21 protein-coding genes are annotated in these 22251 nt (G+C 64.6%); 16 read left to right on the forward strand and 5 right to left on the reverse strand.

Going from position 1 to position 22251, the window contains the following annotated elements; genetic code table 11:
* Positions 1-3 precede the first annotated feature (3 nt).
* From APH44_RS15700 to APH44_RS15710, 3 genes are all read left to right on the forward strand, one after another.
* Positions 4-1098 (forward strand): extracellular solute-binding protein, encoded by a 1095-nt coding sequence (locus APH44_RS15700; RefSeq protein WP_054893534.1) that lies wholly within the window; start codon positions 4-6, stop codon positions 1096-1098.
* A 3-nt stretch (positions 1099-1101) separates the two neighbouring features.
* The gene (locus APH44_RS15705) at positions 1102-2220 is read left to right on the forward strand and encodes an agmatine/peptidylarginine deiminase (protein WP_054893535.1); all 1119 of its coding nucleotides are present in this window, start codon (positions 1102-1104) and stop codon (positions 2218-2220) included.
* A 216-nt stretch (positions 2221-2436) separates the two neighbouring features.
* Positions 2437-3615 carry an acetyl-CoA C-acetyltransferase gene (locus APH44_RS15710; RefSeq protein ID WP_054893536.1) on the forward strand — a complete coding sequence of 393 codons (1179 nt, stop codon included), beginning with the start codon at positions 2437-2439 and terminating at the stop codon, positions 3613-3615.
* A gap of 51 nt (positions 3616-3666) precedes the next feature.
* Here APH44_RS15710 and APH44_RS15715 read toward each other — a convergent pair whose 3' ends face one another.
* Positions 3667-4386, reverse strand: a complete 720-nt coding sequence (locus APH44_RS15715) for an SDR family oxidoreductase (protein WP_054893537.1) — start codon at positions 4384-4386, stop codon at positions 3667-3669.
* 330 nt (positions 4387-4716) lie between these two features.
* On the opposite strand from APH44_RS15715, the gene APH44_RS15720 reads away from it, so the two are divergent.
* Together APH44_RS15720 and APH44_RS15725 are read left to right on the forward strand one after the other, a co-directional pair.
* Positions 4717-6210 (forward strand): methylenetetrahydrofolate reductase C-terminal domain-containing protein, encoded by a 1494-nt coding sequence (locus APH44_RS15720; RefSeq protein ID WP_054893538.1) that lies wholly within the window; start codon positions 4717-4719, stop codon positions 6208-6210.
* Between the two features lie 87 nt (positions 6211-6297).
* On the forward strand, positions 6298-7254 hold the full coding sequence (locus tag APH44_RS15725) for an arsenic resistance protein (protein WP_054893539.1): 957 nt from the start codon (positions 6298-6300) through the stop codon (positions 7252-7254).
* Positions 7255-7269: 15 nt separating this feature from the next.
* Here the strand turns inward: APH44_RS15725 and APH44_RS15730 are convergent, their stop codons facing one another.
* The 4 genes from APH44_RS15730 to APH44_RS15745 form a co-directional block, all read right to left on the reverse strand.
* Positions 7270-7689: an organic hydroperoxide resistance protein gene (locus APH44_RS15730; protein ID WP_054893555.1), complete on the reverse strand. Its 420-nt coding sequence runs from the start codon at positions 7687-7689 to the stop codon at positions 7270-7272.
* 82 nt (positions 7690-7771) lie between these two features.
* Positions 7772-8335: a hypothetical protein gene (locus APH44_RS15735; RefSeq protein WP_054893540.1), complete on the reverse strand. Its 564-nt coding sequence runs from the start codon at positions 8333-8335 to the stop codon at positions 7772-7774.
* Between the two features lie 317 nt (positions 8336-8652).
* Positions 8653-9582, reverse strand: a complete 930-nt coding sequence (locus APH44_RS15740) for a carbon-nitrogen hydrolase family protein (protein ID WP_054893541.1) — start codon at positions 9580-9582, stop codon at positions 8653-8655.
* Positions 9583-9600: 18 nt separating this feature from the next.
* The gene (locus tag APH44_RS15745) at positions 9601-10860 is read right to left on the reverse strand and encodes an MFS transporter (protein WP_256216730.1); all 1260 of its coding nucleotides are present in this window, start codon (positions 10858-10860) and stop codon (positions 9601-9603) included.
* Positions 10861-10997: 137 nt separating this feature from the next.
* On the opposite strand from APH44_RS15745, the gene APH44_RS15750 reads away from it, so the two are divergent.
* The 11 genes from APH44_RS15750 to APH44_RS15800 form a co-directional block, all read left to right on the forward strand.
* The gene (locus APH44_RS15750) at positions 10998-11924 is read left to right on the forward strand and encodes a LysR family transcriptional regulator (protein WP_054893543.1); all 927 of its coding nucleotides are present in this window, start codon (positions 10998-11000) and stop codon (positions 11922-11924) included.
* A gap of 81 nt (positions 11925-12005) precedes the next feature.
* Positions 12006-12818: an AraC family transcriptional regulator gene (locus tag APH44_RS15755; protein WP_054893544.1), complete on the forward strand. Its 813-nt coding sequence runs from the start codon at positions 12006-12008 to the stop codon at positions 12816-12818.
* Between the two features lie 112 nt (positions 12819-12930).
* Complete coding sequence (locus tag APH44_RS15760) at positions 12931-13749, forward strand: ABC transporter ATP-binding protein (protein WP_054893545.1); 819 nt, start codon at positions 12931-12933, stop codon at positions 13747-13749.
* Positions 13746-14510: an ABC transporter permease gene (locus tag APH44_RS15765; protein ID WP_054893546.1), complete on the forward strand. Its 765-nt coding sequence runs from the start codon at positions 13746-13748 to the stop codon at positions 14508-14510. The genes APH44_RS15760 and APH44_RS15765 overlap by 4 nt, the downstream gene beginning before the upstream one ends.
* A 27-nt stretch (positions 14511-14537) precedes the next feature.
* Positions 14538-15584 carry an ABC transporter substrate-binding protein gene (locus APH44_RS15770; protein WP_054893547.1) on the forward strand — a complete coding sequence of 349 codons (1047 nt, stop codon included), beginning with the start codon at positions 14538-14540 and terminating at the stop codon, positions 15582-15584.
* Positions 15581-16465 (forward strand): PhzF family phenazine biosynthesis protein, encoded by an 885-nt coding sequence (locus APH44_RS15775; RefSeq protein WP_054893548.1) that lies wholly within the window; start codon positions 15581-15583, stop codon positions 16463-16465. The genes APH44_RS15770 and APH44_RS15775 overlap by 4 nt, the downstream gene beginning before the upstream one ends.
* Positions 16462-16920: a RidA family protein gene (locus APH44_RS15780; RefSeq protein WP_054893549.1), complete on the forward strand. Its 459-nt coding sequence runs from the start codon at positions 16462-16464 to the stop codon at positions 16918-16920. The genes APH44_RS15775 and APH44_RS15780 overlap by 4 nt, the downstream gene beginning before the upstream one ends.
* Before the next feature lie 190 nt (positions 16921-17110).
* The gene (locus APH44_RS15785; RefSeq protein ID WP_054893550.1) at positions 17111-17644 is read left to right on the forward strand and encodes an RNA polymerase sigma factor; all 534 of its coding nucleotides are present in this window, start codon (positions 17111-17113) and stop codon (positions 17642-17644) included.
* The gene (locus APH44_RS15790) at positions 17637-18608 is read left to right on the forward strand and encodes a FecR domain-containing protein (RefSeq protein WP_054893551.1); all 972 of its coding nucleotides are present in this window, start codon (positions 17637-17639) and stop codon (positions 18606-18608) included. Before APH44_RS15785 ends, APH44_RS15790 begins: the two co-directional genes overlap by 8 nt.
* Before the next feature lie 108 nt (positions 18609-18716).
* Positions 18717-21158, forward strand: coding sequence for a TonB-dependent siderophore receptor (locus tag APH44_RS15795; protein WP_054893552.1), 2442 nt, complete (start codon positions 18717-18719; stop codon positions 21156-21158).
* A gap of 277 nt (positions 21159-21435) precedes the next feature.
* Positions 21436-22251, forward strand: an 816-nt coding sequence (locus tag APH44_RS15800; protein WP_054893553.1) for a hypothetical protein, incomplete at its 3' end; no start/stop codon positions are given.

A 22251-nucleotide genomic window follows, 5' to 3' on the forward strand; every position in this document is an offset into this window, starting at 1 on the left:
GCCATGCCACGCCGTCCATCACAACTGTTCGCCGCCCTCGCCCTGGCCTGCTGCGCCTCCGTCGCCCAGGCGCAGCAGGAAGCCCTGCGCCTGTACAACTGGGCCGACTATTTTGCCGAGGACACCCTCAAGCGCTTCACCGCCGAAACCGGCATCCCGGTGATCTACGACGTCATGGACAGCAGCGAGGTGCTCGAGGCCAAGCTGATGTCCGGGCGCAGCGGCTACGACCTGGTATTTCCCGGCGATACCGTGGCCGAGCGCCTGATGCGCGCCGGCAGCCTGCAACCGCTCGATCGCCAGCAACTGACCGCGCTGGACGACATCGACCCCGGCCTGCGCGCCCTGCACGCGCGCTACCCCAAGGCCAGCCAGGCGACGGTGCCCTATACCTGGGGCACCATCGGCCTGACCTTCAACGCGGCGAAGATCCGCGAGCGCATGCCCGACGCCCCGCTGGACAGCCTCGACCTGCTGTTCAAACCGGAGCTGGCGGCCAAGTTCGCCGACTGCGGCATCTCGATGATCGACTCACCCGACGAAGTGCTCGCCGTGGTGCTCCATTACCTGGGTCGCGAGCCGCGCAGTGCCAAGCGCGAAGACCTGGCGGCCGCCAGCGAGCTGCTCAAAGGCATCCGCCCCTACGTGCGCAAGCTGCAGTCGCAGCCGGTGACCGAGCTGGTCAACGAGAACGCCTGCCTGTCGCTGGGCTACAGCGGCGACGTGATCCAGGCCCAGCGCACCGCCGAGGCCGCAGGCAAGGCCATCGACTTCCAGTACCGCGTGCCGCGCGAAGGCACCACGGTGTGGATGGACGCCATGGCGATCCCCGCCGATGCACGCCATCCGGAGTACGCCTATCGTTTCATCAACTTCGTCATGCGCCCGGAAAACATGGCCGCGATCAGCACCTTCACCGGCTACCCCACGGCCAGCGCCAAGGCCCGCCCGCTGGTGGACGCGCGCATGCGCGACAACCCTGACATCTACCTCGATGCCGCCACCTATGCCCGGCTGATTCCGGGCAAGGATATTCCCCAGGCCGACATGCGTGCGCGCATGCGTGTCTGGACCCGTTTCAAGACTGCCCAGGACTGACCCATGCCGACCCGCCGTACCTTCCTTCAGCACCTGTCGATCGCCGCCGGCCTCGGCGCCGCCGCAAGCATCGGCCTGCCATTGAGCCGCGCCCGCGCCAGCGAGGCGGGCCGCTGGTTCATGCCCGACGAGGGCGAGCCGCAGCAGCGCGCCTACCTGGCTTTCGGCGCCCAGGACGCGATCTGGGAAGACTTCACCGAAGACGTGCAGGCTGCGTTGGGGCGCATCGCCCGGGCCATTGCGCTCTACCAGCCGGTGACGGTGTTCTGCCGCGCCAGCGAGCGTGGCATTGCCCAAGAGCACTGCGGCAGCCACAACGTCACCTATGTCGAAACCGAGCTGGACGACATCTGGATGCGGGACATCGGCGCCAACTTCGTGGTCGACGACGATGGCGAGCTGGGCGCGGTGGATTTCAATTTCAACGGCTGGGGCGGAAAGCAACAGCACCGCTACGACGCGAAGCTGGCCAGGCAGGTGGCCACGCGGGCGAACGCGACCTACCAGCGCAGCGAGATGGTTGGCGAAGGCGGTGGTATCGAGGTCGATGGCCATGGCACCGGCATCATGACCGAGAGCAGCTGGATCAACGCCAACCGCAACCCCGGCTGGAGCAAGGCCGAGGTCGAGCAGGAACTCAAGGCGCGCCTGGGCCTGCGCAAGATCATCTGGCTGCCGGGCATCAAGGGCAAGGACATCACCGACGCGCATGTGGACTTCTATGCGCGCTTCGTGCGCCCCGGCGTGGTGCTGGCCAACCTCGATACCGACCCCGATTCGTATGACCACGCCGTGACGCTGCGGCATCTGGAGATACTCAAGCAAGCCACCGATGCCGAGGGTCGGGCGTTGCAGGTGCACACCGTGTCGCCGCCGCTGAATCCACGCAAGAACGCGTTCAACAGGGGCAACCCGGATTTCGCGGCGGGGTATATCAATTATTTCGTGATCAACGGCGCGGTCATCGCTCCGCAGTTCGGTGATCGCGAAGCCGATGAAAAGGCCCGGGCGTTGTTGGCCGAGTTGTATCCGGATCGGGACGTGGTGCAGTTGGATATCGATGCCATCGCGGCAGGGGGTGGCGGCATTCATTGTGTGACCAGCCATTGTCCAGCGGTGTGAGTACCGGCCTCATCGCGGGGCAAGCCCGCGCCCCCAAGTACGTCGCTGCACCCCGAATACATCGGGGGCTGTGGGAGCGGGCTTGCCCCGCGATGAGGCCGGCACAGACACCCTATTCATTTGCAAACCCGATCAATCACAAAGAAAAACAAACTTCTCAAATGAGCCCCGGGCAGTGATGCTGTCGCGATCCACTTCGCCTTCCGGAGAACAACAATGAACGAAGTCGCCATCGTCGCCGCCACCCGCACTGCCATCGGCAGTTTCCAGGGCTCCCTGGCCAATGTCTCGGCCATCGACCTCGGCGCTGCGGTGATCAAGCGCCTGCTGGAGCAGACCGGCCTCGACCCTGCGCAAGTCGACGAGGTGATCCTCGGCCAGGTGCTGACCGCAGGCGCCGGCCAGAACCCCGCCCGCCAGGCCGCGGTCAAGGCCGGCCTGCCCCACGCGGTGCCGGCGCTGACCCTGAACAAGGTCTGCGGCTCGGGCCTCAAGGCCCTGCATCTGGCGGCCCAGGCGATCCGCTGCGGCGACGCCGAGGTGGTGATCGCCGGCGGCCAGGAGAGCATGAGCCTGGCGCCGTACGTGCTGCCGTCGGCCCGCACCGGCCAGCGCATGGGCCACGGCCAACTGGTCGATACCATGATCACCGACGGCCTGTGGGACGCCTTCAACGACTACCACATGGGCATCACCGCCGAGAACCTGGTGGACAAGTACGCCATCACCCGCGAACAGCAGGATGCCTTTGCCGCCGAGTCCCAGCGCAAGGCGGTGGCCGCTATCGAAGGCGGTCGGTTCAAGGATGAGATCACCCCGATTCACATCCCGCAGAAAAAAGGCGATGCGCTGGTGTTCGACACCGACGAGCAACCTCGCCCGGGCACCAGCGCCGAATCGCTGGGCAAGCTGCGCGCAGCTTTCAAGAAAGACGGTAGCGTCACCGCTGGCAACGCCTCGAGCCTCAACGACGGCGCCGCTGCCGTGCTGCTGATGAGCGTCGACAAGGCCAAGGCCCTGGGCCTGCCAGTGCTGGCCAAGATCACCGGCTATGCCAGTGCCGGTGTGGATCCGGCAATCATGGGCATCGGCCCGGTCTCGGCGACCCAGCGCTGCCTGCAGAAGGCTGGCTGGCAGCTGGCCGACCTGGACCTGATCGAGGCCAACGAGGCCTTCGCTGCACAGGCCCTGGCTGTGGGCAAGGAGCTGGCGTGGGATGCGGCGAAGGTCAACGTCAACGGCGGCGCCATCGCCCTTGGCCACCCGATCGGCGCCTCGGGTTGCCGGGTGCTGGTGACCCTGCTGCACGAGATGATCAAGCGCGATGCGAAGAAGGGCCTGGCGACGCTGTGCATCGGTGGTGGCCAAGGTGTCGCGTTGACGATCGAGCGATGAGTCAGTGGTGAGTTCTGCGCAGGCGAGCCCGCGAAGCACTCACCGCTAATCTCAGAATCTGTCATCCAGAATCGCCGGCAAGCTCAGCTCCCTGACAAAGCTGGCCGGCGACAGTGACAGGACCATCCTGACCACCTGCACCACATCGTGCACCGGTATCAGTGCCCCTTCGCCACGCTGCGCAGCGTCTGCAACCGGCACCTCCAGGCCATCCTCGGTATTGAGATAGCCCAGGTTCAGGCAGGTCACCCCAAGACGCCGATCGCGGTAGCCCTCACGCAGGGCGTCGGCGATGCCTTGCAGGGCGAATTTGCTGGCACCGAACGTCACCTCCGGGCGTCCGCTGCGCGGCAGGCCCGAAGTCGAGCCCGTCAGCAGGATGCGTGGGTGCTGGCTTTGCAGCAACAGAGGCAGCAGACGTTTGATCAGCAGGATGGTCGCGGTGATGTTGCAACCGATCATGGTTTCAATCTGAGCGTCCTGGTCGTCGAGAAAATCGTAGGCGGGGTCAAAGGCCAGGGGCTCCCAGATGCCCAGGTTGTAGATCAGGGTGTCGATGCCTTGATCAGCCACCGCCTCGGTGATGGTGGCGACGGCGGCTGCGGGGTGAGCGAGGTCGGCTTCGATCCAGCGGGTGTCGATACCAGCGACGATGGGGACATGCGGGGGGATGGCGCGGGCGACGCCGATCAGGGTGTCACCGGGGTTGCCCAGGCCTTGCATCAAAGCCTTGCCCAGCCCTTTGCTGGCGCCGATTACCAGGGTTTTCATCAATAACTCCATTTATCGAGGTTTGGGGAAAGAGGCCAGGACAGCGGTGACCTTTTCGCGGGCAAGCCCGCTCCCACAGGTACTCCACAGTCTTCAGGGCCGCGGGGCCTGTAGGAGCGGGCTTGCCCGCGAAAAGGTCCCCGCCAAAACCAGATTCGCTCCACAGAGCGCAGCATCCAAGCAGCCCACCAGCTCGATGACAAAGCCCGGCTTGTATCCAGATGTAAACCGCGCCGCGTGTCTGTTTCAGATCAATGCCGTACGCTTGCAGACAACCCACTGCGCCCCAATCCAGCCACACTGCCATCCTGCCCGCACCCGGTACCCACCATGAGCCTGCTCAGACAAGCCCTGAACGACCAATCCTTCGTCTGCATCATGGAGTTCGTCCCCAAGCCTTCTGCCCAGCGCTTCGCGGCGCTGGAGAGCATCATGGCGCGTGCGCAGTTGTGTGGTTGGCCACTGGCGGTGTCCATCGCCGACCGGGTCGGCAGTGCGCTCGACATGTCGCCGCTCGACGCCTGCCGCAGCTTCGATACACCGGTCCCGACCCTGCTGCATTTCTCCGGCAAGGACCGCGAGCGCCAGGACCTGCTCGCCCAGTTGCCGCGCATGGACGCCGCTGGCCTGGACCAGCTCCTGTTGCTGACCGGCGACCGCCTGCCCGGCCACATGCCGGGCCAGCGTCCGGTGCGTTACCTCGAATCCGTCGCAGCCCTGCAGATCGTGCGCCAGGCGCGCCCCGACTGGCTGCTCGGTGCAGCACTGAACCCGTTCAAATACCGCGAGGAAGAAGGCGGCGCGCAGTACTTCAAGGCCGAAAAGAAGCTCGCCGCCGGCGTCGACTTCTTCATCCTGCAACTGGGCTTCGACTTCCAGAAATACCGCGAGGCCATGCACTGGATGCAGCGCCAGCCCACGCCTCGGCCCCTGCTCGCCTGCATCATGGGGCTGACCGATGGCCGCGCCGGGATGCTCGAGCATGTGGCGGGTGTCACCGTAAGCCCCGCGATGCGCGCGCTGCTCGCCGCCGAGGCAGCGGTGTCCAAAGCCCACGCCCGGCAGCGTGCCACCGAGCGCCTGGCCCTGCAGATCATCGGCCTGCGCCTGCTGGGTTACGCCGGGATCAACCTCTCCGGCGTGCACGAACTCGAACAGTTTCTCGAACTGGAACAAGCCCTGGAAGACTGGCTGCCACGCATCAACAGCCTCGAGCAATGGCGCAGCGCCTGGGACGCCGCCTGGCAGATGCCCGACGTGGCACCGGTCACTTTCCACCCGCCCGGGTATCACTGGCAGCAGGGCCAGCGCCAGGTCCAGGCGTCGTTTACGGAAAAGGCTCGCTACCACTTGCTGTCGGCCATGCACCACCAGTTGTTCAGCCGCGAAACGCTGTTGAGCCAGGCATTCGGCTGGAGCGTGCGCCGCGCGCTGTGGTCGACACCGGCAGCGGCGCGGGTGCTGCACGGCGTGGAGCGCAGCCTCAAGCGGCCGTTGGTCGGTTGCGACACCTGCGGGCAATGCCGGCTCGAAGACACCTTGTACATCTGCCCGGAAACCTGCCCCAAGGGCCTGGCCAACGGGCCCTGCGGCGGCACGCAACTGAACCGCTGCGAGTTCGGCGACCGCGAATGCATCCACAGCCGCAAATACCGCACGGCGGTGTCGGTCGGGCAGACGCACGTGCTCAGCGAAAAGCTGATCCCCTGCGTCGAGGTCAGTGGGCGCCAGCAAAGCTCCTGGCCGCGCTGGTTCGCCGAGCCCACCCCAGTGCAACCCGCAGCGCGTGCCAAGCGCCCACAACCCGAGATCGCGGACCTGTAGGCGCGACCCGGCAAGCCCTGGCACAGGGGGCCCGACAGCCTCTATCCTGAGCGGCCATCGCCCCATACTCGCCCACAGGACCGCCGCGTGACCCGAGAGCAACTTGAAACCCACCAGATCCCCCTCTACTTCGCTGCCGTGGTCCTGGCCATCGCCGCAGGCCTGCTCGCCCCCGACACCGCCAGCCACCTGCAAGCGCTGGTGACCCCGGCGATTGCCGTGCTGATGTACGCGATGTTCCTGCAGATCCCCTTTCTCGACCTGCGTCAGGGGCTGGGCCACCGCCGCTTCATGGGCGCGCTGTTGCTTGCCAACTTCGTGCTGGTACCGATGCTGGTGTGGGCGGCCACGCGCGGACTGGTTGAGCATCCGGCGATCCTGATCGGTGCACTGCTGGTGCTGCTCACGCCCTGCATCGACTATGTGGTGGTGTTCACCCACATCGGCAAAGGTGACTCGCGCCTGATCCTCGCCGCCACGCCAGTGCTGTTGCTGGTGCAACTGGCGCTGCTGCCGCTGTACCTGGCCCTGATGCTCGGCACGCACAACCCCGTGGCACTTTCCATCGAGCCGTTCGTGGAAGCCTTCGTGCTGCTGATTGCCCTGCCGATGCTGCTGGCCGTACTCACCAGCGCCGGCGCACGCCGCTCGCAGGCCATCGCTCGCTGGAACGACGCCTGGGCGTGGATGCCGGTGCCGGCCATGGCCCTGGTGCTGATTGCCGTGATCGGCTCGCAGATCGCCGTGGTGCTGGGCGACTTCCAGCGCCTGTTGCCGGTAATTCCGGTGTATGTCGGGTTCGCGCTGCTGGCACCGCTGCTGGGGCTGCTCTCGGCGCGGCTGTTGCGACTGCAGGCGCGCGAAGCACGAGCGGTGACGTTCAGCGCCGCGACCCGCAATTCGCTGGTGGTACTGCCGCTGGCGCTGGCCTTGCCGGAAGACTTGCGGGTGCTGGCGGCAGCGGCGGTGATTACCCAGACACTGGTAGAGCTGGTAAGCGAACTGATCTACGTGCGGGTGGTGCCGGCAGTGGTACGAACCTGACGGGCGCCGCCCACCTCACACAATCACGAAACCCACTTCGATATTGCCCCGCGTCGCCTTGGAGTACGGGCAGATCTGGTGCGCCTCGGCCACCATCTTCTGCTTGTCCTCCTGGGCAAGCCCGGGCAAGTGCACCGTCAACTGAGCGGCCAGGGCAAAGCCGCCATCGGCGGTATTGCCCAGCGACACATCAGCCTCCACCGCCACGCCCTCGGGCAGGCGGATGTCGAACTTCTGCCCCGCACGACGCAATGCGCCGATGAAGCAGGCCGACCAGCCGATGGCAAACAATTGCTCGGGGTTGGTGCCTGGACGTCCGGAGCCGGGCGGACTCAGCGGCAGGTCCAGCGCACCATCACTGGAGCGACCGCGGCCGTCGCGGCCGCCGCTGGTGTGAGTACGGGCGGTGTAGAGCGTGGTTGTCAGAGGGGTAATCACGGTGCATCTCCTTCTTGGCGATCAGGACGTTGCGCACGGCCCTCCCCGACCAAGGGTGCGGGAAGGGCGCGAATGGCCGTTACTGCTTGGCCTGGCTCAGGCGGCTGTAAAGGTCGGATGGGAACGGCTTGCCGTTGGCGTCGAACTGATGCTTGCGGAACTGATACACCTCCGCCTCGGACAGGTAGCCATCGTGGTTGGCATCGATCGCATCGAATTCGGCGTTGGCCTTCGGCGCCACGGCCAGCAGTTCGGCACGCGAAACGCGGCCATCGTGGTCGGTGTCGGTGCGGGCGAAGGAGGCATCGCCGCATTTGCCTTCACCACACTTGCCCTCGGCTCCAGTGGCTTTCGCCTGGCCACCGCACTTGCCCTCACCACACTTGCCTTCGGCCTTCGTGGCCTTGCCCTGAGCACCGCACTTGCCTTCGCCACACTTGCCTTCGGCCTGGGTGGCCTTGCCCTGGGCGCCACACTTGCCTTCCCCGCACTTGCCTTCCGGGGCCTTCTCGTTGGCCGCAAGCTGGTAGCCCTGCGGCAGTGCTTCAACAGCGAAAGCGGAACTGGTGACGTTGATACCGCCTGCCAGGGCGATGGCGAACAGGCCGATGCGAGCCTTGGTGGAAATCGGGTTATGGGACATGGCATTTCTCCGGATGTCAGTGCGGTCGTTCCGCTGGGTTCATTGCCCCTAGGGCGAGAGCCGATGAACCGGGCGCCTGGCCCCGTTCGTTCGGGTGGAGCCATTTGAACGTCAGCGTGTATCGGGGGCGTATCCGGGGAGGGAGGGATTTGTATGCAAGTACGCAGGATCAGGGATGAGATACAGGGCGATACAATCGCGGCCAATCGCGGGACAAGCCCGCTCCCACAGATACGTGCGCTGACACGGGATTCAGCGCACGTATCTGTGGGAGCGGGCTTGTCCCGCGATTGGGCCGCAAAGCGGCCCCAACGATCTCAACCGTCGAAGCTCACCGCCCGCAACGGCGCGATATTGACCTTCAGCTCGAACACATCCGGCCGCGCATAATGGCCCACCACATCGAAATCGAGGTTGCCCTGGCTCAACTGGCTCATGTCCAGATCGGCGTACAGTTCGGTCTCGCAATCGAACACCGGCCCCGCCAGTACCTCACCCAGCGGGCTGACGATCATGCTCCCTCCGCGCATCACGTAGTCGTCATCGGCGAAGTCCAGCCCGAACGCCTCGCGGTGCTGCTGCGGATACTCGCCCAGGCGAATCGCCTGGCAGGCAGAGAGCACGAACACTCGGCCCTCCAGCGCCACATGCACCATGGAACTGGCCCACGACGGTCGATCGTCGGCAGTCGGTGCGCAGTACAGTTGCACCCCTTGTGCATACATGGCCTGGCGCAGCGCCGGCATGTAGTTCTCCCAGCAGATCACGCTGCCGAGCACACCGAAGTCGGTCTGCACCGGCTCAATGGTCGAGCCATCGCCGAAGCCCCAGATCAGGCGCTCCTGCCCGGTCGGCATGAGCTTGCGGTGATAACCGGCAATGCCCCGGCCCGGCGCCAGAGTGACAGCGGTGCAATACAGGGTCCGGCCATGACGCTCGATGATGCCGACCACGGCAGTCACGCCGGTCTGCTCGACGCTTTCGGCAAACGCCGCAAGCTCCGGGCCGTCCAGGGCCACCGCACCCTCGACGTAGCGCTGGTACAGCGCGCGCCCGGCAGCACTGCGATTGCCCACCACGCTGCCGAACGCCGCGCCCTTGGGATAACCGCCAATGAACGCCTCGGGGAACACCGCAAGTTGTGCGCCCTGCTCCGCCACCCGCCGCAGGATACCGGCGGCCTTCTCGACACTGGCCATCGCGTCATAAGGAACGGAAGCGGCCTGGATGATTGCTACACGGGTCATGATGACTCCTGTCTGTGGTTAGAAACGGCTGATGTCGTTGTCACGGGTTTCCGGCAAGGTCTTGCACAGCACCAGCAGGCACAGCAGCGAGACCCCGGCGAGGTAGGCAGCGGGCAGGTTGGCGTCGCCGGTCATGCGGATCAGCGCCGCGGCGATGAACGGCCCCGGGCCTGCCAGGATCGCCAGCGCCAGGTTGTGGCCCAGCGCCGCGCCAGTGGAGCGGATCGAAGCCGGGAAGACTTCCACCAGCAGCACCACGTCCATCACTGCCGTGACCGCCACCAGCACACCCAGGATGATCAAGCCGAGCAGGATCGCCGCGCTGTTGCCGCTGTTGATCAACAGGAAAATCGGAAACGCCAGCACCGTCAGCGCCGCCGCGGCGCCCAGTAACAGCTTGCGCCGGCCGATGCGGTCACTGAGCCGACCAATCAGCGGGTTGACGATCACGTACACCACCAGCGCGATGCTGCACAGCCACAGCGCCGTGCTGCGCGGCAGCCCCACGGTGGTGACCAGGTGGTTGTTGGCGTAGGTGACGAAGTAATACAGCGACACCCCGAACAGTGCCGAAAAGGCAAAGGTGGTGATGAACGCCCGGCGCCGCACGGCCTTGCTCGGGGCCTGCGCCGAATCGCGCTGGCGCACCATCTCTTCGTACACCGGGGTATCGCCCAGCTTGCGGCGGATGAAGATGGCGATGCCGGTCATGACGATCGAGGCCACGAACGGCAGGCGCCAGCCCCAGGCCGTCAGTTGCGCGTCGCTGAGCGTGGTGGTGATGGTCGCGGCGACGAAGGTGCCGAACAGGAACGCCAGCCCGGCAGTCCCGGTGATCACGCTGGCCGCCGTGGCGCGGCGATTCGCCGGCGCGCTCTCGACGATGTAGATGCCTGCGCTCGACCACTCGCCGCCGACCATCATCCCCTGCACGAAGCGCATGGCGATCAACAGCACGGGCGCGGCGATACCAATCGCCTCGTAGGTGGGTAACAACCCGATGATCGTGGTACACACGCCCATGCCGAACACCGTGATGATCAGCACCGCCCGCCGGCCGAAACGGTCACCGATCGGCCCCAGGATCAGCGCCCCGAAAGGCCGCGAGAGAAAGCCCACGGCAAATACCGCCAACGACGACAGCAGCGACACGCCAGGCGCGCTGGACGGGAAGAACAGCATCCCGATCACCGCCGCGAAATAGCCGTACACCGCGAAGTCGAACCACTCCATGAAGTTGCCGATCCCCACCGCGATGGCGCGCTTGCGGATATCCACCTGCCCACCCCTGGTATGGGTATTGCTTTCACCCACGCTATGCGAAATCGTGCCCACCGGATCCACCTATGTGTTGTTATCTGTTGTGGGCACCAGACTAGAAACACCACCGACCACGGGGCAAACGATTAGGAAATATGAGCCGGATTAACGTACGTAATATTTCTCGGATCGACCTGAACCTGCTGCTGACCTTTCACTGCCTGATGACCGAACGCAGCGCCACCCGCGCCTCGGCCATGCTGCACGTGACCCAGGGCGCGGTGAGCTCGGCCTTGCGCCGCCTGCGCGAGCACTTCGGCGACGAACTGTTCATCCGCACCGCCTCGGGCATGCAACCCACGCGCAAGGCCATGGAGCTGGCGCCGAAGATCACCGAAGCCCTGACCTCCATATCCGGCCTGTTGGGGACAGAACCCGACTTTTCGCCGCATGATTCCAGCTATGTCTTCAATATCGGCCTGTCTGACGATATCGAGGCCTGCCTGGCGCCGCGCATCGTCAACGCCGCAGCGGCCGAAGGCCTGGGCGTGACCTTCGCCTTCCACCAGAGCAACAGCTCGCTGTGGAAACAGTCGCTGCAAGACCCTGACATGGACCTGGTGATCTGCGCCGAGCCCAAGGACTTCAACACCAGCTATTCCTCACAGGTGCTGTTTTCCTCGTCCTACGCCTGCCTCTACCGCCCACGCAATGGCGCGGCAAACGAACCCATCGCCCTGGAAGACTATTTCGCCGCCAATCATGTGCGAATTTCCTACGATGGCCGCCGCGGCTTCATCGACGACATGTTCGAGGCGGCAGGCTATGCGCGGCATGTCACCGCCTCGTTCACGCACTTCAGCGGCGCACTGAGCACCTTGATGAACAGCGAAGTGATAGCCACGATCCCCAGCTTCGCCGCCGAGAGCTATGCCGCCATGACCGACCTGACCGTGAGCCCGGTGCCCTTCCCGGTGCCGTCGTTCCGCTGCTTCATGGTCTGGGACATTGCCCGGCACAACAAATCGCATCATGAATGGTTGCGGCAGTTCATCGGCAACCTGGCCCAAGTCGTGCGGTAGCCTCCGGACCGACGGCTTTCGCCAATACCGCCGGCAGGATTACTATCCTGCCTTCAGCCTGGACGTCCCTAGGTGTAGCCGATGCGCGAGATCTACAGCGTCTTCAATTCCAACGGGGCCTACGAAACCGGGGCGCACGAGCATGACGAGTTCATGCTCATGGTGCCCGAGCACGGGCTGCTGCGTTTCAAGGACGAACAGACTGGCCGCACCACCTCGGTGGTCGATCGCCAGTTCGTGCTGGTGCCGCCGCAGTGGAGCCACTCGTCGTCGTCGCTGACGGCAAGCCAGGGCCATGTGGCGTTCTATGTCGACCCGGACTACATGAACTTCGCCCTGCGCGATCTCTCAGGCGACGCCAATCGCCTGCTGCGCCTGCCCACGCTTGGCATCTGGCACGCCTCGGCGCCGCTGCATCACCTGCTGCTGACGAAAAAAGCCTTCAGCCAGCCCGATCCCTACATCGACCGTCGCCGGCAGATCACCCAGACCGACCACCTGCTGCTGCTCGAATGCCTGGCGATCTCGCTGAGCCAACCCAGCCTGCAACGCTCCTCCACCGAACGTCACGGCGCGGCGCTGGTGCGTGATGTGCAGCGCTACCTGAACGGCAACCTCGACCAGCCCAACAGCCTCGACGAACTCGCCGCCGCCTTCCACATTTCCCGCCGCCACCTGACCCGCCTGTTCGCCCAGCACACGGGCCTGTCGGTGCTGGCCTACCTGCAACAGCTACGCCTGGAGCGAGCAGGCAACCTGCTGCTGCACACGCGCCTGTCGGTACTGGAGATCGCCAACAGCGTCGGGCTCGAATCGCCCTCGCACCTGGCGCACCTGTTCCGCCGTGCGCACGGCTGCGCGCCAGACGAATTCCGCCGCCAGGCCCAGCACTGACGCTCTGAAACCGATGGCCCGATCACGCGCATGATCGGGCCTGATCGCGTGCGCCGCGATTTCCATTGCCCTGCATCCTGCCTCCCGTACACAACAACAAGAGGACGGGGCCGTGAGGCGAGAACCCTTCATCAGCTTTGCCGGAGTGCAGAAGCGCTTCAAAGTGAACGGACGCGATTTCGTGGCGGTGCACAGCGTGTCGCTGGACATCCAGCGCGGCGAAATCATCACCCTGGTCGGCCCATCCGGGTGCGGCAAGTCCACCCTGCTGAACATGACCGCCGGCCTGTTCGGCCCCAGCGAAGGGCGCGTGCACTACGACGGCGCCGAGGTCAAAGGCGTGAACACCCGCGTCGGCTACATGACCCAGGCCGATCATCTGCTGCCCTGGCGCAGCGTGGCCGGCAACATTGCCGTGCCGCTGCAGATTCGTCGCCAGCCCAAGCGCGACATCGAACGACGCGTCGAGGAACTGCTGGCACTGGTAGGCCTGAGCGGCTTTGGCGCCAGCTACCCCAACCAGCTCTCCGGCGGCATGCGCAAGCGTGCGGCGATGGCCCGCCTGCTGGCCAGCGACCCGGAAACCCTGCTGATGGACGAGCCGTTCGGCGCGCTCGATGCGCAGATGCGCCTGTCGTTGCAGACCGAACTGCTGCGCCTGTGCAAGCAACTGAACAAGACCGTGCTGTTCGTCACCCATGACGTCGATGAAGCCATCGCCCTCGCCGACCGCTGCGTGGTGTTCGCCGGGCGCCCCGGCACCATCGACCACGTCATCGACGTGCCACTGGCGCAGCCGCGCAACCTCGTGCACCTGCGCAGCGACCCGCACTACGTCGAACTGTGCGCCGACCTCTGGCAACGCCTTGCCCCCGAGATCGCAGGCGCTGCCGATCCTTCCTCGCTGACCCACGCCCTGGAGGCCCCATGATTCAGGTCTATCGCTTGCTGTTCCTGATCGCATTGCTGGTGTTGTGGGAAGGCATCTCCCGCGCGCTGGGCGTCGAGTTCTTCATCAGCCGACCAAGCGCCGTGGCCGCCAGCCTGTGGAAGATCCTGCTCAACGGGGTGTTCTTCTACCATGCCGGCATTACCACCCTCGAAGCACTGCTGGGGTTCTTCTTCGGTGCCCTCGCCGGGCTGCTGGCCGGGCTGGCACTGGGCCGGGCAAAACTGCTGGCCGATATCCTCGACCCGTTCCTGACCGCCTTCTACAGCCTGCCGAAAGTCGCCCTGGCGCCGCTGTTCATCCTGTGGTTCGGCATCGGCCTGCCGATGAAAGTCATCCTCACCGCTGCGGTGGTGTTCTTCCTGGTTTTCCTCAACACCTACAGCGGCGTGCGCAACGTCTCACGCGAGCAGTTGACCATCCTGCGCCTGATGGGCGCCGGCGAGCGCGACCTGCTGAGCATGGTGGTGATCCCTTCGGCGTTCACCTGGGTGTTCACCGGCCTGCGCCTGTCGGTGCCCTACGCGCTGATCGGCGCGCTGGTGGGTGAAATCATCGCCGCCAACCGCGGCCTCGGTTACCTGCTCTCGGACGCCGCCTCGCAGTTCGACACCGCCGGGGTATTCGCAGCGCTGGTGGGCATCGTCGCCCTGGCCTTGATCCTCAACACCCTGGTCAAGCTGGCCGAGCGCCGCTTGATGCCCTGGAAAGCCAACGACGCCGACCGCGAAGTCGCGGTCTGAGCCTGCCCACCTTATCGGAGAGCCCTCATGTTCAAACGACTGCTCAAGACCACGCTGCTCGCAGGCACCGCGCTGTGCGTCCTGGCTGCCAATGCGGCCGAAACCACCAAGGTGCGCCTGGCCTTCCCCAGCGAAGGCTTCCTGTATGTGCCGATCTACGTTGCGCAGCGCTCGGGCTATTTCGCCGACGAAGGCCTGGACGTGGAAACCATCGTCTTCCAGAAAGGCGGCTCGGCGGCGCTCACCGCCGTGCTCGGGCGCGATGCCGACATCTATGTCGGTCTGCCGGCCGTGGCCATCCGCGCCCGCAGCAAAGGCCAGAAGGTCCAGGCCTTCGCCTCGGTGCAGACCCAGTTCGGCACCACGGTGGTGATCGACCAGGCCAGCGCCAACGCCGCCGGGGTGACGGCGGCCTCGCCGGTCGCCGACCGTGCCCGGGCGCTCAAGGGCCTGAAGATCGGCGTGACCGGCCCCGGCAGCACCACCGACATGCTGGTGCGCTACCTCGCCAAGGATGCCGGCCTGCGTCCCGACCAGGACATGACCCTGATGCCGGTCGGTGGCGCACCAAACATGCTCGCGGCGTTTTCCCAGGGCAGTATCAATGGCTTCTCGCTGTCGCCACCGACTGTCACCACCGCGGCGCAACAGGGCGGGTTCGTGCTGATGGACCTGGCCAAGGGCGAATACCCGCCGCTGGACGGTTTCCTCTTCACCGCCATGATCGCTCGTGAAGACTGGCTCAATGGCAACGCCGACACCGCCCGCAAAATGGTTCGGGCCCTATGGCGCGCCGAGCAACTGATCGCCAACGCCCCGGACCAGGCCCGCGAAGCCGTGCGCCCATACTTCGCCCACACCAGCGCGACGATCTTCGATGCCGCCTGGGCCGCCTCGCTGCCCTCCTATCCCGCCACACCCGCGGTGGAACGCGCCGGCATCGACAAGAACATCCACTTCATGAATGCCGTCGAGGCCGAGCCGGTCAGCGTCGACCCACAATCGGTCTTCACCAACGCAATCGTCGAGGCGGTAGCCCCCGAACTGTCACAGGCGCGAGGAGCGCAACAATGACCCCCGAAGTCCACCTGATCAACGTCTTCCCCGCCGCCAGCAACGGCGGTAACCCCGCCCCCACCGTCGCCCGCGCCGACGGTATGAGCGACGCCGACATGCAGGCCGTGGCCCGCGCCTACGGCCACGAATGCGGCTTCGTCTGCAGCCCGCCGTCAGGTTCGAACTACGATTACGCCCTGCGCTTCTGGGTGCCCAACCACGAAATGGAAATGTGCGGCCACGCCACCGTCGGCGCCATCTGGCTGCTGGAGCACCTGGGCTTGCTGAGCAAACGACAGCTCGAACTCTGGACCCTGAGCGGTCGCGTGCAGGCCCAGGTCAGCCACACGCCCGACGGCACAATCCAGGTCGAGATCACCCAGCCCAAGGGCCAGGTCGAGCCGCTGACAGCGCCGGATATCGAAGCCGAAATTCTCTCCGTGCTCGGCATCAGCGCCAACGAACTCGCCCCACTGCCGATCCAGAACGCCGCCACCAGCCGCGTGAAGACATTGGTCCCACTCAAGAGCGTCGCCGTGCTCGACAGCCTCAAGCCAGACTACCGGCGCATCGAGCAACTGTGCGAACGCATCGGCTCGACCGGCCTGTACCCCTATGCCGTCCACGACCTCGCCGCCCGCCAGTTCGACGCCAGGCAATTCCCCAAGTCCTCGGGCTACCCCGAAGACGCTGCCACCGGCATCGCTGCCGCCGCCCTGGCCTTCGGCCTGCTGGAAAACGGCCTGGTCAGCGCCGACGACCGCCCGCTGCAGGTGCGCCAAGGTCGCGCCATGGGCCGCCCGTCGCAGATTGCCCTGCGCTTTCGCCACGATGACAGGGCGCAGGTGCAAGGGCTCTGGCTCGGCGGCCCGGTGAGCCTGGCGCAGGTGGTCGCATGAGCCCGCGCGAAAAGCTGCACAGCCTGGGCCTGAGCCTGCCCGAAGCTCCCGCGCCCAAGGGTGACTACGTGCCGGTCGTGGTCCACAACGGCACGGCCTACGTCAGCGGCCAGGTGTGCCGCCTGGAGCGAGACATCATCACCGGCCCCGCCCGTGACGACACCCCCGACCAGACCCTGGCACTGGCCGCAAGCACCTGCGTACTGCGCGCACTGAGCGCGCTGGAACAGGCTATCGGCGATCTGGACAAGGTCGAGCGCGTGCTGTTCATGCGTGGGTTCGTCTATGCCGAGGATGGGTACGAGCAGTACTCGAAGGTGCTCGACCACGGCTCGCGCCTGCTGATCGATGTGTTTGGCGAGCGCGGCCGACATGCGCGCTCGGCGCTCGGGGTGGCGGGGTTGCCGAGCAGCGGTTTGCTGGAGGTGGAACTGGTGGTAGCGGTACGCGGGTGAAGGCTGCCGCTCCTGGGAGTTGGCCTCCAGGAGCGGCGCAATGGATCGCTTGTCAAAAGGCGACGCGATGATGTGAGCCCCCTCCTCGGCAGATCTCCTCTCTGTCAAATCCGCTGGTAATGATATGAATTCTCATTAGAATACCCCCCTTCAAACGGGCGTCATGTCTGGGCAGAGGGGAACGGTGACCATGGAAACCGGGGACAACCAACAAAGGCTCAGTGCGCTGTTCATCGGCCAACGCACCGCCCTGGTCCGTATGTTGTCGCGTGTTGTCGGCTGCGCCAGTCTCGCGGAAGACCTGGCCCAGGAAGCCTATCTGAAAGTGGCGAAAGCCCTGAACACCCGGCCCATCGAACACCTGCACCCGTTTCTCTACCAGACCGCACAATACCTGGCTTTCGATCACCTGCGCAGTCAGCGAAGCAAGCGGCGCTTCGAGTGTCAGCTCAGCGACGAAAACCCTGTCAGCGAGATTCCAACCTCAGCCCCCGGGCCAGAAATCCACGCTCAAGGCCAACAACAACTGCAACGGTTTCAACAGGTCCTCGCGACGCTGCCCAGGCGCCAACAACAAATCCTGGTACTGCACAAACTGCACGACCTTTCCCAGAGCGAAATCGCCCAGCGCCTGCAAGTGTCGCTGAGCACGGTGGAAAAAGATCTGCGCAACGCCCTTAATGCCTGCATCAAGGCCACCGACCTGCAGGGTCCTCATGACTGAACACTCCGCAAAAGCCACCCCCGACGCGGCCGCCCGCGAACAGGCCAGCGCGTGGTTCACCCAACGCCAGGCCTTCGCGCAGAACCCTGCCCTGCGCCAGCGCTTCGAGCAGTGGCGCGACGCAGACCCACAACATGCCGCGGCCTACGACGCCCTGCAAGCCTTGTGGGATGCCGATGCGTTCAAACACGCTTTGCAGCACCTCGAAGCCGACCTGCACTTGCCGGCCATGCCGGCCAACCGGCCAAAACGGCCAGACAGGACACCGCTCTATGCCAGCGCTGCCGCACTGCTGCTCATGCTGGTAGCGGGCTGGAGGGCCGACCTGCCCTTGCGCCTGCAAGCCGACTACCTCACCTCGACAGCCCAGACCGAGCAGGTCGAGCTGCCCGACGGCTCGCACCTTATGCTGGGCAGCCATAGCGCGATCAGCACCGAATTCGCCGCCGATCATCGACGCATCCGCCTGTTACGCGGTGAAATCTACGTCGAAGCCTTCCACGACACGACGCGCCCGCTGACCATCCAGGCAGGCGAGGCCGAGGTGACGGTGGTCGGTACTAAATTCAGCGTCAGCAAGGGCGACGACAGCGTGACCGTCGCCGTCCGCGAAGGCCGTGTGCGTTTCGCCGACGCGGCGGGAGAAACCAGCCTGCTGCAGGCCGGCCACTGGCAACAACTGCGCAGCCTCCGCCTGCAGCCCATGAACCTCGACGGCGGCGAACGCCAGATGGCCTGGGTCAACGGCCGTCTGTCGTTCCAGGACGCGCCCCTGGCAGAGGTCATCGACACCCTACGGCGCTACTACCCCGCGCCGATCCTGCTGCTCAACAAGAGCGCCGCCCACCAACGGGTCAGCGGCAACTACCAGGTGGATGACCCCGTGGCCATCGCCCAGGCGCTGAGCACGGTCACCTCGGCGCAACTCACCCGCCTGCCGGGCGGCATACTGATCATTCGTTGAGCAGCGCCAATCGAATAGTTCTCGAATAAAAGTTTTACGGCTTTCGAAGTGCCAACCCGTCATGGATTTTGCTTTTTTTAAATAATTCCCATTTCGAACGGCACTCGCATGCATCCTCCATCAGTCAACCCGCGCCCCACCCCGACCATCCTGGCGCTAGCCATCTGCCTGGCCTGTGGCAACGCCCTGGCCGTGGAGCCCGCTGGCGCCAAGCAAGGCCACGCCGCACAGGACACCTACGCCTTCAGCATTGCCCACCAACCCTTGGCCAACGCCCTTGACCAACTGAGCATGCAGAGCGGGCTGCAAATCGCCTACTCGGCGGAGCTGGCCCACGGCCAGGAATCGCCCGGCGTCAGCGGGCGCATGACTGCCCAGCAGGCCCTGAGCCAATTGCTGACAGGCACCGAGCTGGCCTTCGAATACAGCGGCCCGAACGCCGTCATGCTGACCCGCGTCCCCCAGGCCACAGGCCCGCTGGAACTGAGTGCGACCAACATCATCAGCAACCAGCTGGGCACCGTCACCGAAGGCACGGGCTCCTACACACCCGGCACCATCGCCACGGCCACCCGCCTGGTACTCAAACCCAGGGAAACTCCGCAATCGATCAGCGTGGTCACCCGCCAGCACATGGATGACTTTGCCCTCAACAACGTCGACGCGGTGATGCGCCACACCCCCGGCATCACCGTGTCGGCCTACGACACCGACAGGACCAACTACTATTCCCGCGGTTTCTCGATCAACAACTTCCAGTACGACGGCATTCCCTCTGCCGTGCGAAACGTCGCCTACTCGGCAGGCAACACCCTGAGCGACACGGCGATCTATGACCGCATCGAAGTGCTCAAGGGCGCCTCCGGCCTGCTCAGCGGCGCCGGCTCCCTTGGCGGCACCATCAATCTGGTGCGCAAAAAGCCCACCGCCGACTTTCAAGGCCACGCCACCCTCGGCGCAGGCTCCTGGGACAACTACCGCAGCGAGCTGGACGTCAGCGGCCCGCTGACCGAAACCGGCAACGTGCGCGGCCGCGCCGTGGCCGCCTACCAGGACAAGCACTCGTTCATCGACCGCTACTCCAGCAAGAACTCGGTGTTCTACGGCATCCTCGAGTTCGACCTGTCCCCCGACACCCTGCTGACCGTGGGCGCCGACTACCAGGACAACGACCCCAAGGGCTCCACCTGGTCCGGCAGCTTCCCGCTGCTCAACTCCAAAGGCGAGCGCAACGACGCCAAGCGCTCGTTCAGCAACGCCACCGACTGGAGCAGTTGGCAGCAGTACACCCGCACCGTCTTCGCCACCCTGGAACACGACCTGGGCGATGGCTGGGTGACCAAGCTGCAACTAGACCACAAGTACAACGGCTATGACGCCCAGATGGGCTCCATCCAGTTCGACCAGCCACAGCCCGACGGCAGCGCCGAAATCAACGCACAACGCTACAAGGGCGACACCACCAGCGACTCTGCCGACCTATACATCAGCGGTCCGTTCAGCATGCTCGGCCGCGAGCACGACCTGGTACTCGGCGGCTCGATCAGCAAGGCCCACTGGCAAGGGAAGGGTTACTGGGACGAAACCTTCTCGGTGCCCAATCGCGTGGACTACAACAACTGGCACGGCAACCTGCCCAAGCCCGACTGGGGCCCGGTATCGCAGCGCACCGACGACGTGATCCGTCAGACCGGCGTCTACCTCACCACCCGCCTGAATGTCACCGACGAGCTGAAAGTCCTGCTAGGCGGTCGCGTGGTCAACTACAGCCTCACCGGCCTGACCCCGACCTACACCGAATCCGGACGTTTCATCCCGTATGCCGGCGCCATCTACGACCTGAACGACAACGTCTCGGTCTACGCCAGCTACACCGACGTATTCATGCCCCAGGAAAACTACAACCGCGATCGCGACAACAAACTGATCGAGCCGGATGAAGGCGAGAACTACGAAATCGGCATCAAGAGCGAATTCTTCGACGGCCGCCTGAATGCCAGCCTGGCCTATTTCGAAGTCAAGGAAAGCAACCGCTCGGTGCCGGACGACGCCTACAACAACCAGACGCCGACCCCACCCAACTACGCGTTCAAGGGCAGCAAGGCGACCACCAAGGGTTACGAACTGGAAGTCTCCGGCGAGCTCGCCCCCGGCTGGCAGGTGCAGGGCGGCTACACCCACAAGGTGGTGCGCGACGACAACGGCGTGAAGCTCTCGACCTTCGAGCCCGAAGACCAACTGAGCCTCTACACCACCTACAAGCTCACCGGCGATCTGGACAAGATGACCATCGGCGGCGGCGCACGCTGGCAGAACAAGGCCTGGCAGCAGATCTGGAACAGCCCCAAGGGCGTGAACGAGGACATCACCCAGAAATCCTACTGGGTGGTGGACCTGATGACCCGCTACCAGCTCACCAAGAACCTGTCGGCGACGCTCAACGTCAACAACATCTTCGACAAGTACTACTACACCAACGTGGGTTTCTATAACTCGGCGATTTATGGGGAACCGCGGAACGTGATGGTGACTACGCGGTGGGATTTCTAAGCGCGCAGCGCATCATCACTATCTGGGTGAAACCCCAATGCAGGCGCGGCCTCTTGCCGCGAAAGGGCCGCAGTGCGGCCCTGCCTGCCAGCGCATCCTGGATGATCAGAAATGCTTTCGACGGACTGATTCGCCGCTTTGAGTAGCCCGCTCCGACAGCCGTTTCGGAACGGTCCGACATACCCCACGATGCCGCCTTCTTATGCTCGCGAGTCCCTCAATCGCGGGCTAGCGGCTGACCCAACGGTCTCTCCTGACGCCCTGCTCAGGACCCGTCATGCCTCGCCCGCCCATCACGGAATTAGGTGGCAACCCGTTCAAGCCTTTCGCCCGAGAGCGGATCGAAAGCTCGATCGATCTTCCCAAACTGTATGCCGCAATCGACCGCGATCCCGCCATCGTCGGGGCGGGGGTGGTTTATGTCGATACTCATTACAACGCGATTACCTTGCGGGCGTTTCAGCCTGTTTGCAGCGTGCTGCCGAAGAGGGTGGTGCTGCAGGAGCTGCCCAGGGCGGTTACGGCTGAGCAGTATCTTGAGCAACAGGTGAAGGATCCGCGGCAGTCCAGGTTGATTTCGGATATTTGGGATGCGGGGTTGGCGTGTGCAGGGTTGATAGGTGGAGTGGTACTGATGTGGTCGGGCGGCACTGTAGCCGCTTTCACAGGGGGTATCGGACTTGTGATAAGCGCTGCTGGTCATGCTGCACTTGGAGCTTCCGCCGTTCAGTGTTATCTGGGTGGAACGCGTGTTTATCTGGAACTCACGCGACCAGAAGCAAACGATGAACTGGACCACAAAACTTGGTTTAAAATTCTCTCACCGCTTCTGGAAACAATCTCTCTCCTTGGCATCGCCAGCGCCTCCCTTAATACAATCAAATACCTCCAGATACTTAAGCGAACCACGGGCTTGGGATGGTTCGGATCAAGCAGAAAGCTGACTCGTCAGCAACGCAGCAAGCTGATGACAGAAATACTTTCCATCCGGCACCCATCGCTAACAGCCAAGCAACTTAAGCTCAAGCAGCGCCTTGGCATTTTCCCCAAACGGTTTACACCTACACAAGTCAGGAACACGACAAAAGCACGG

The organism is Pseudomonas sp. NBRC 111143 (assembly GCF_001320965.1).
Taxonomy (GTDB): Bacteria; Pseudomonadota; Gammaproteobacteria; order Pseudomonadales; family Pseudomonadaceae; genus Aquipseudomonas; species Aquipseudomonas machongensis.

Bases quoted from the DNA above. Each gene is read 5' to 3' on its own strand.
- APH44_RS15700 (WP_054893534.1), top strand. From the start codon at position 4: ATGCCACGCCGTCCATCACAACTGTTCGCCGCCCTCGCCCTGGCCTGC.
- APH44_RS15750 (WP_054893543.1), top strand. From the start codon at position 10,998: ATGAGCCGGATTAACGTACGTAATATTTCTCGGATCGACCTGAACCTG.
- APH44_RS15795 (WP_054893552.1), top strand. From the start codon at position 18,717: ATGCATCCTCCATCAGTCAACCCGCGCCCCACCCCGACCATCCTGGCG.
- APH44_RS15715 (WP_054893537.1), bottom strand. From the start codon at position 4,386: ATGAAAACCCTGGTAATCGGCGCCAGCAAAGGGCTGGGCAAGGCTTTG.
- APH44_RS15775 (WP_054893548.1), top strand. From the start codon at position 15,581: ATGACCCCCGAAGTCCACCTGATCAACGTCTTCCCCGCCGCCAGCAAC.
- APH44_RS15785 (WP_054893550.1), top strand. From the start codon at position 17,111: ATGGAAACCGGGGACAACCAACAAAGGCTCAGTGCGCTGTTCATCGGC.
- APH44_RS15765 (WP_054893546.1), top strand. From the start codon at position 13,746: ATGATTCAGGTCTATCGCTTGCTGTTCCTGATCGCATTGCTGGTGTTG.
- APH44_RS15720 (WP_054893538.1), top strand. From the start codon at position 4,717: ATGAGCCTGCTCAGACAAGCCCTGAACGACCAATCCTTCGTCTGCATC.
- APH44_RS15705 (WP_054893535.1), top strand. From the start codon at position 1,102: ATGCCGACCCGCCGTACCTTCCTTCAGCACCTGTCGATCGCCGCCGGC.
- APH44_RS15740 (WP_054893541.1), bottom strand. From the start codon at position 9,582: ATGACCCGTGTAGCAATCATCCAGGCCGCTTCCGTTCCTTATGACGCG.
- APH44_RS15790 (WP_054893551.1), top strand. From the start codon at position 17,637: ATGACTGAACACTCCGCAAAAGCCACCCCCGACGCGGCCGCCCGCGAA.
- APH44_RS15780 (WP_054893549.1), top strand. From the start codon at position 16,462: ATGAGCCCGCGCGAAAAGCTGCACAGCCTGGGCCTGAGCCTGCCCGAA.
- APH44_RS15755 (WP_054893544.1), top strand. From the start codon at position 12,006: ATGCGCGAGATCTACAGCGTCTTCAATTCCAACGGGGCCTACGAAACC.
- APH44_RS15710 (WP_054893536.1), top strand. From the start codon at position 2,437: ATGAACGAAGTCGCCATCGTCGCCGCCACCCGCACTGCCATCGGCAGT.
- APH44_RS15735 (WP_054893540.1), bottom strand. From the start codon at position 8,335: ATGTCCCATAACCCGATTTCCACCAAGGCTCGCATCGGCCTGTTCGCC.
- APH44_RS15770 (WP_054893547.1), top strand. From the start codon at position 14,538: ATGTTCAAACGACTGCTCAAGACCACGCTGCTCGCAGGCACCGCGCTG.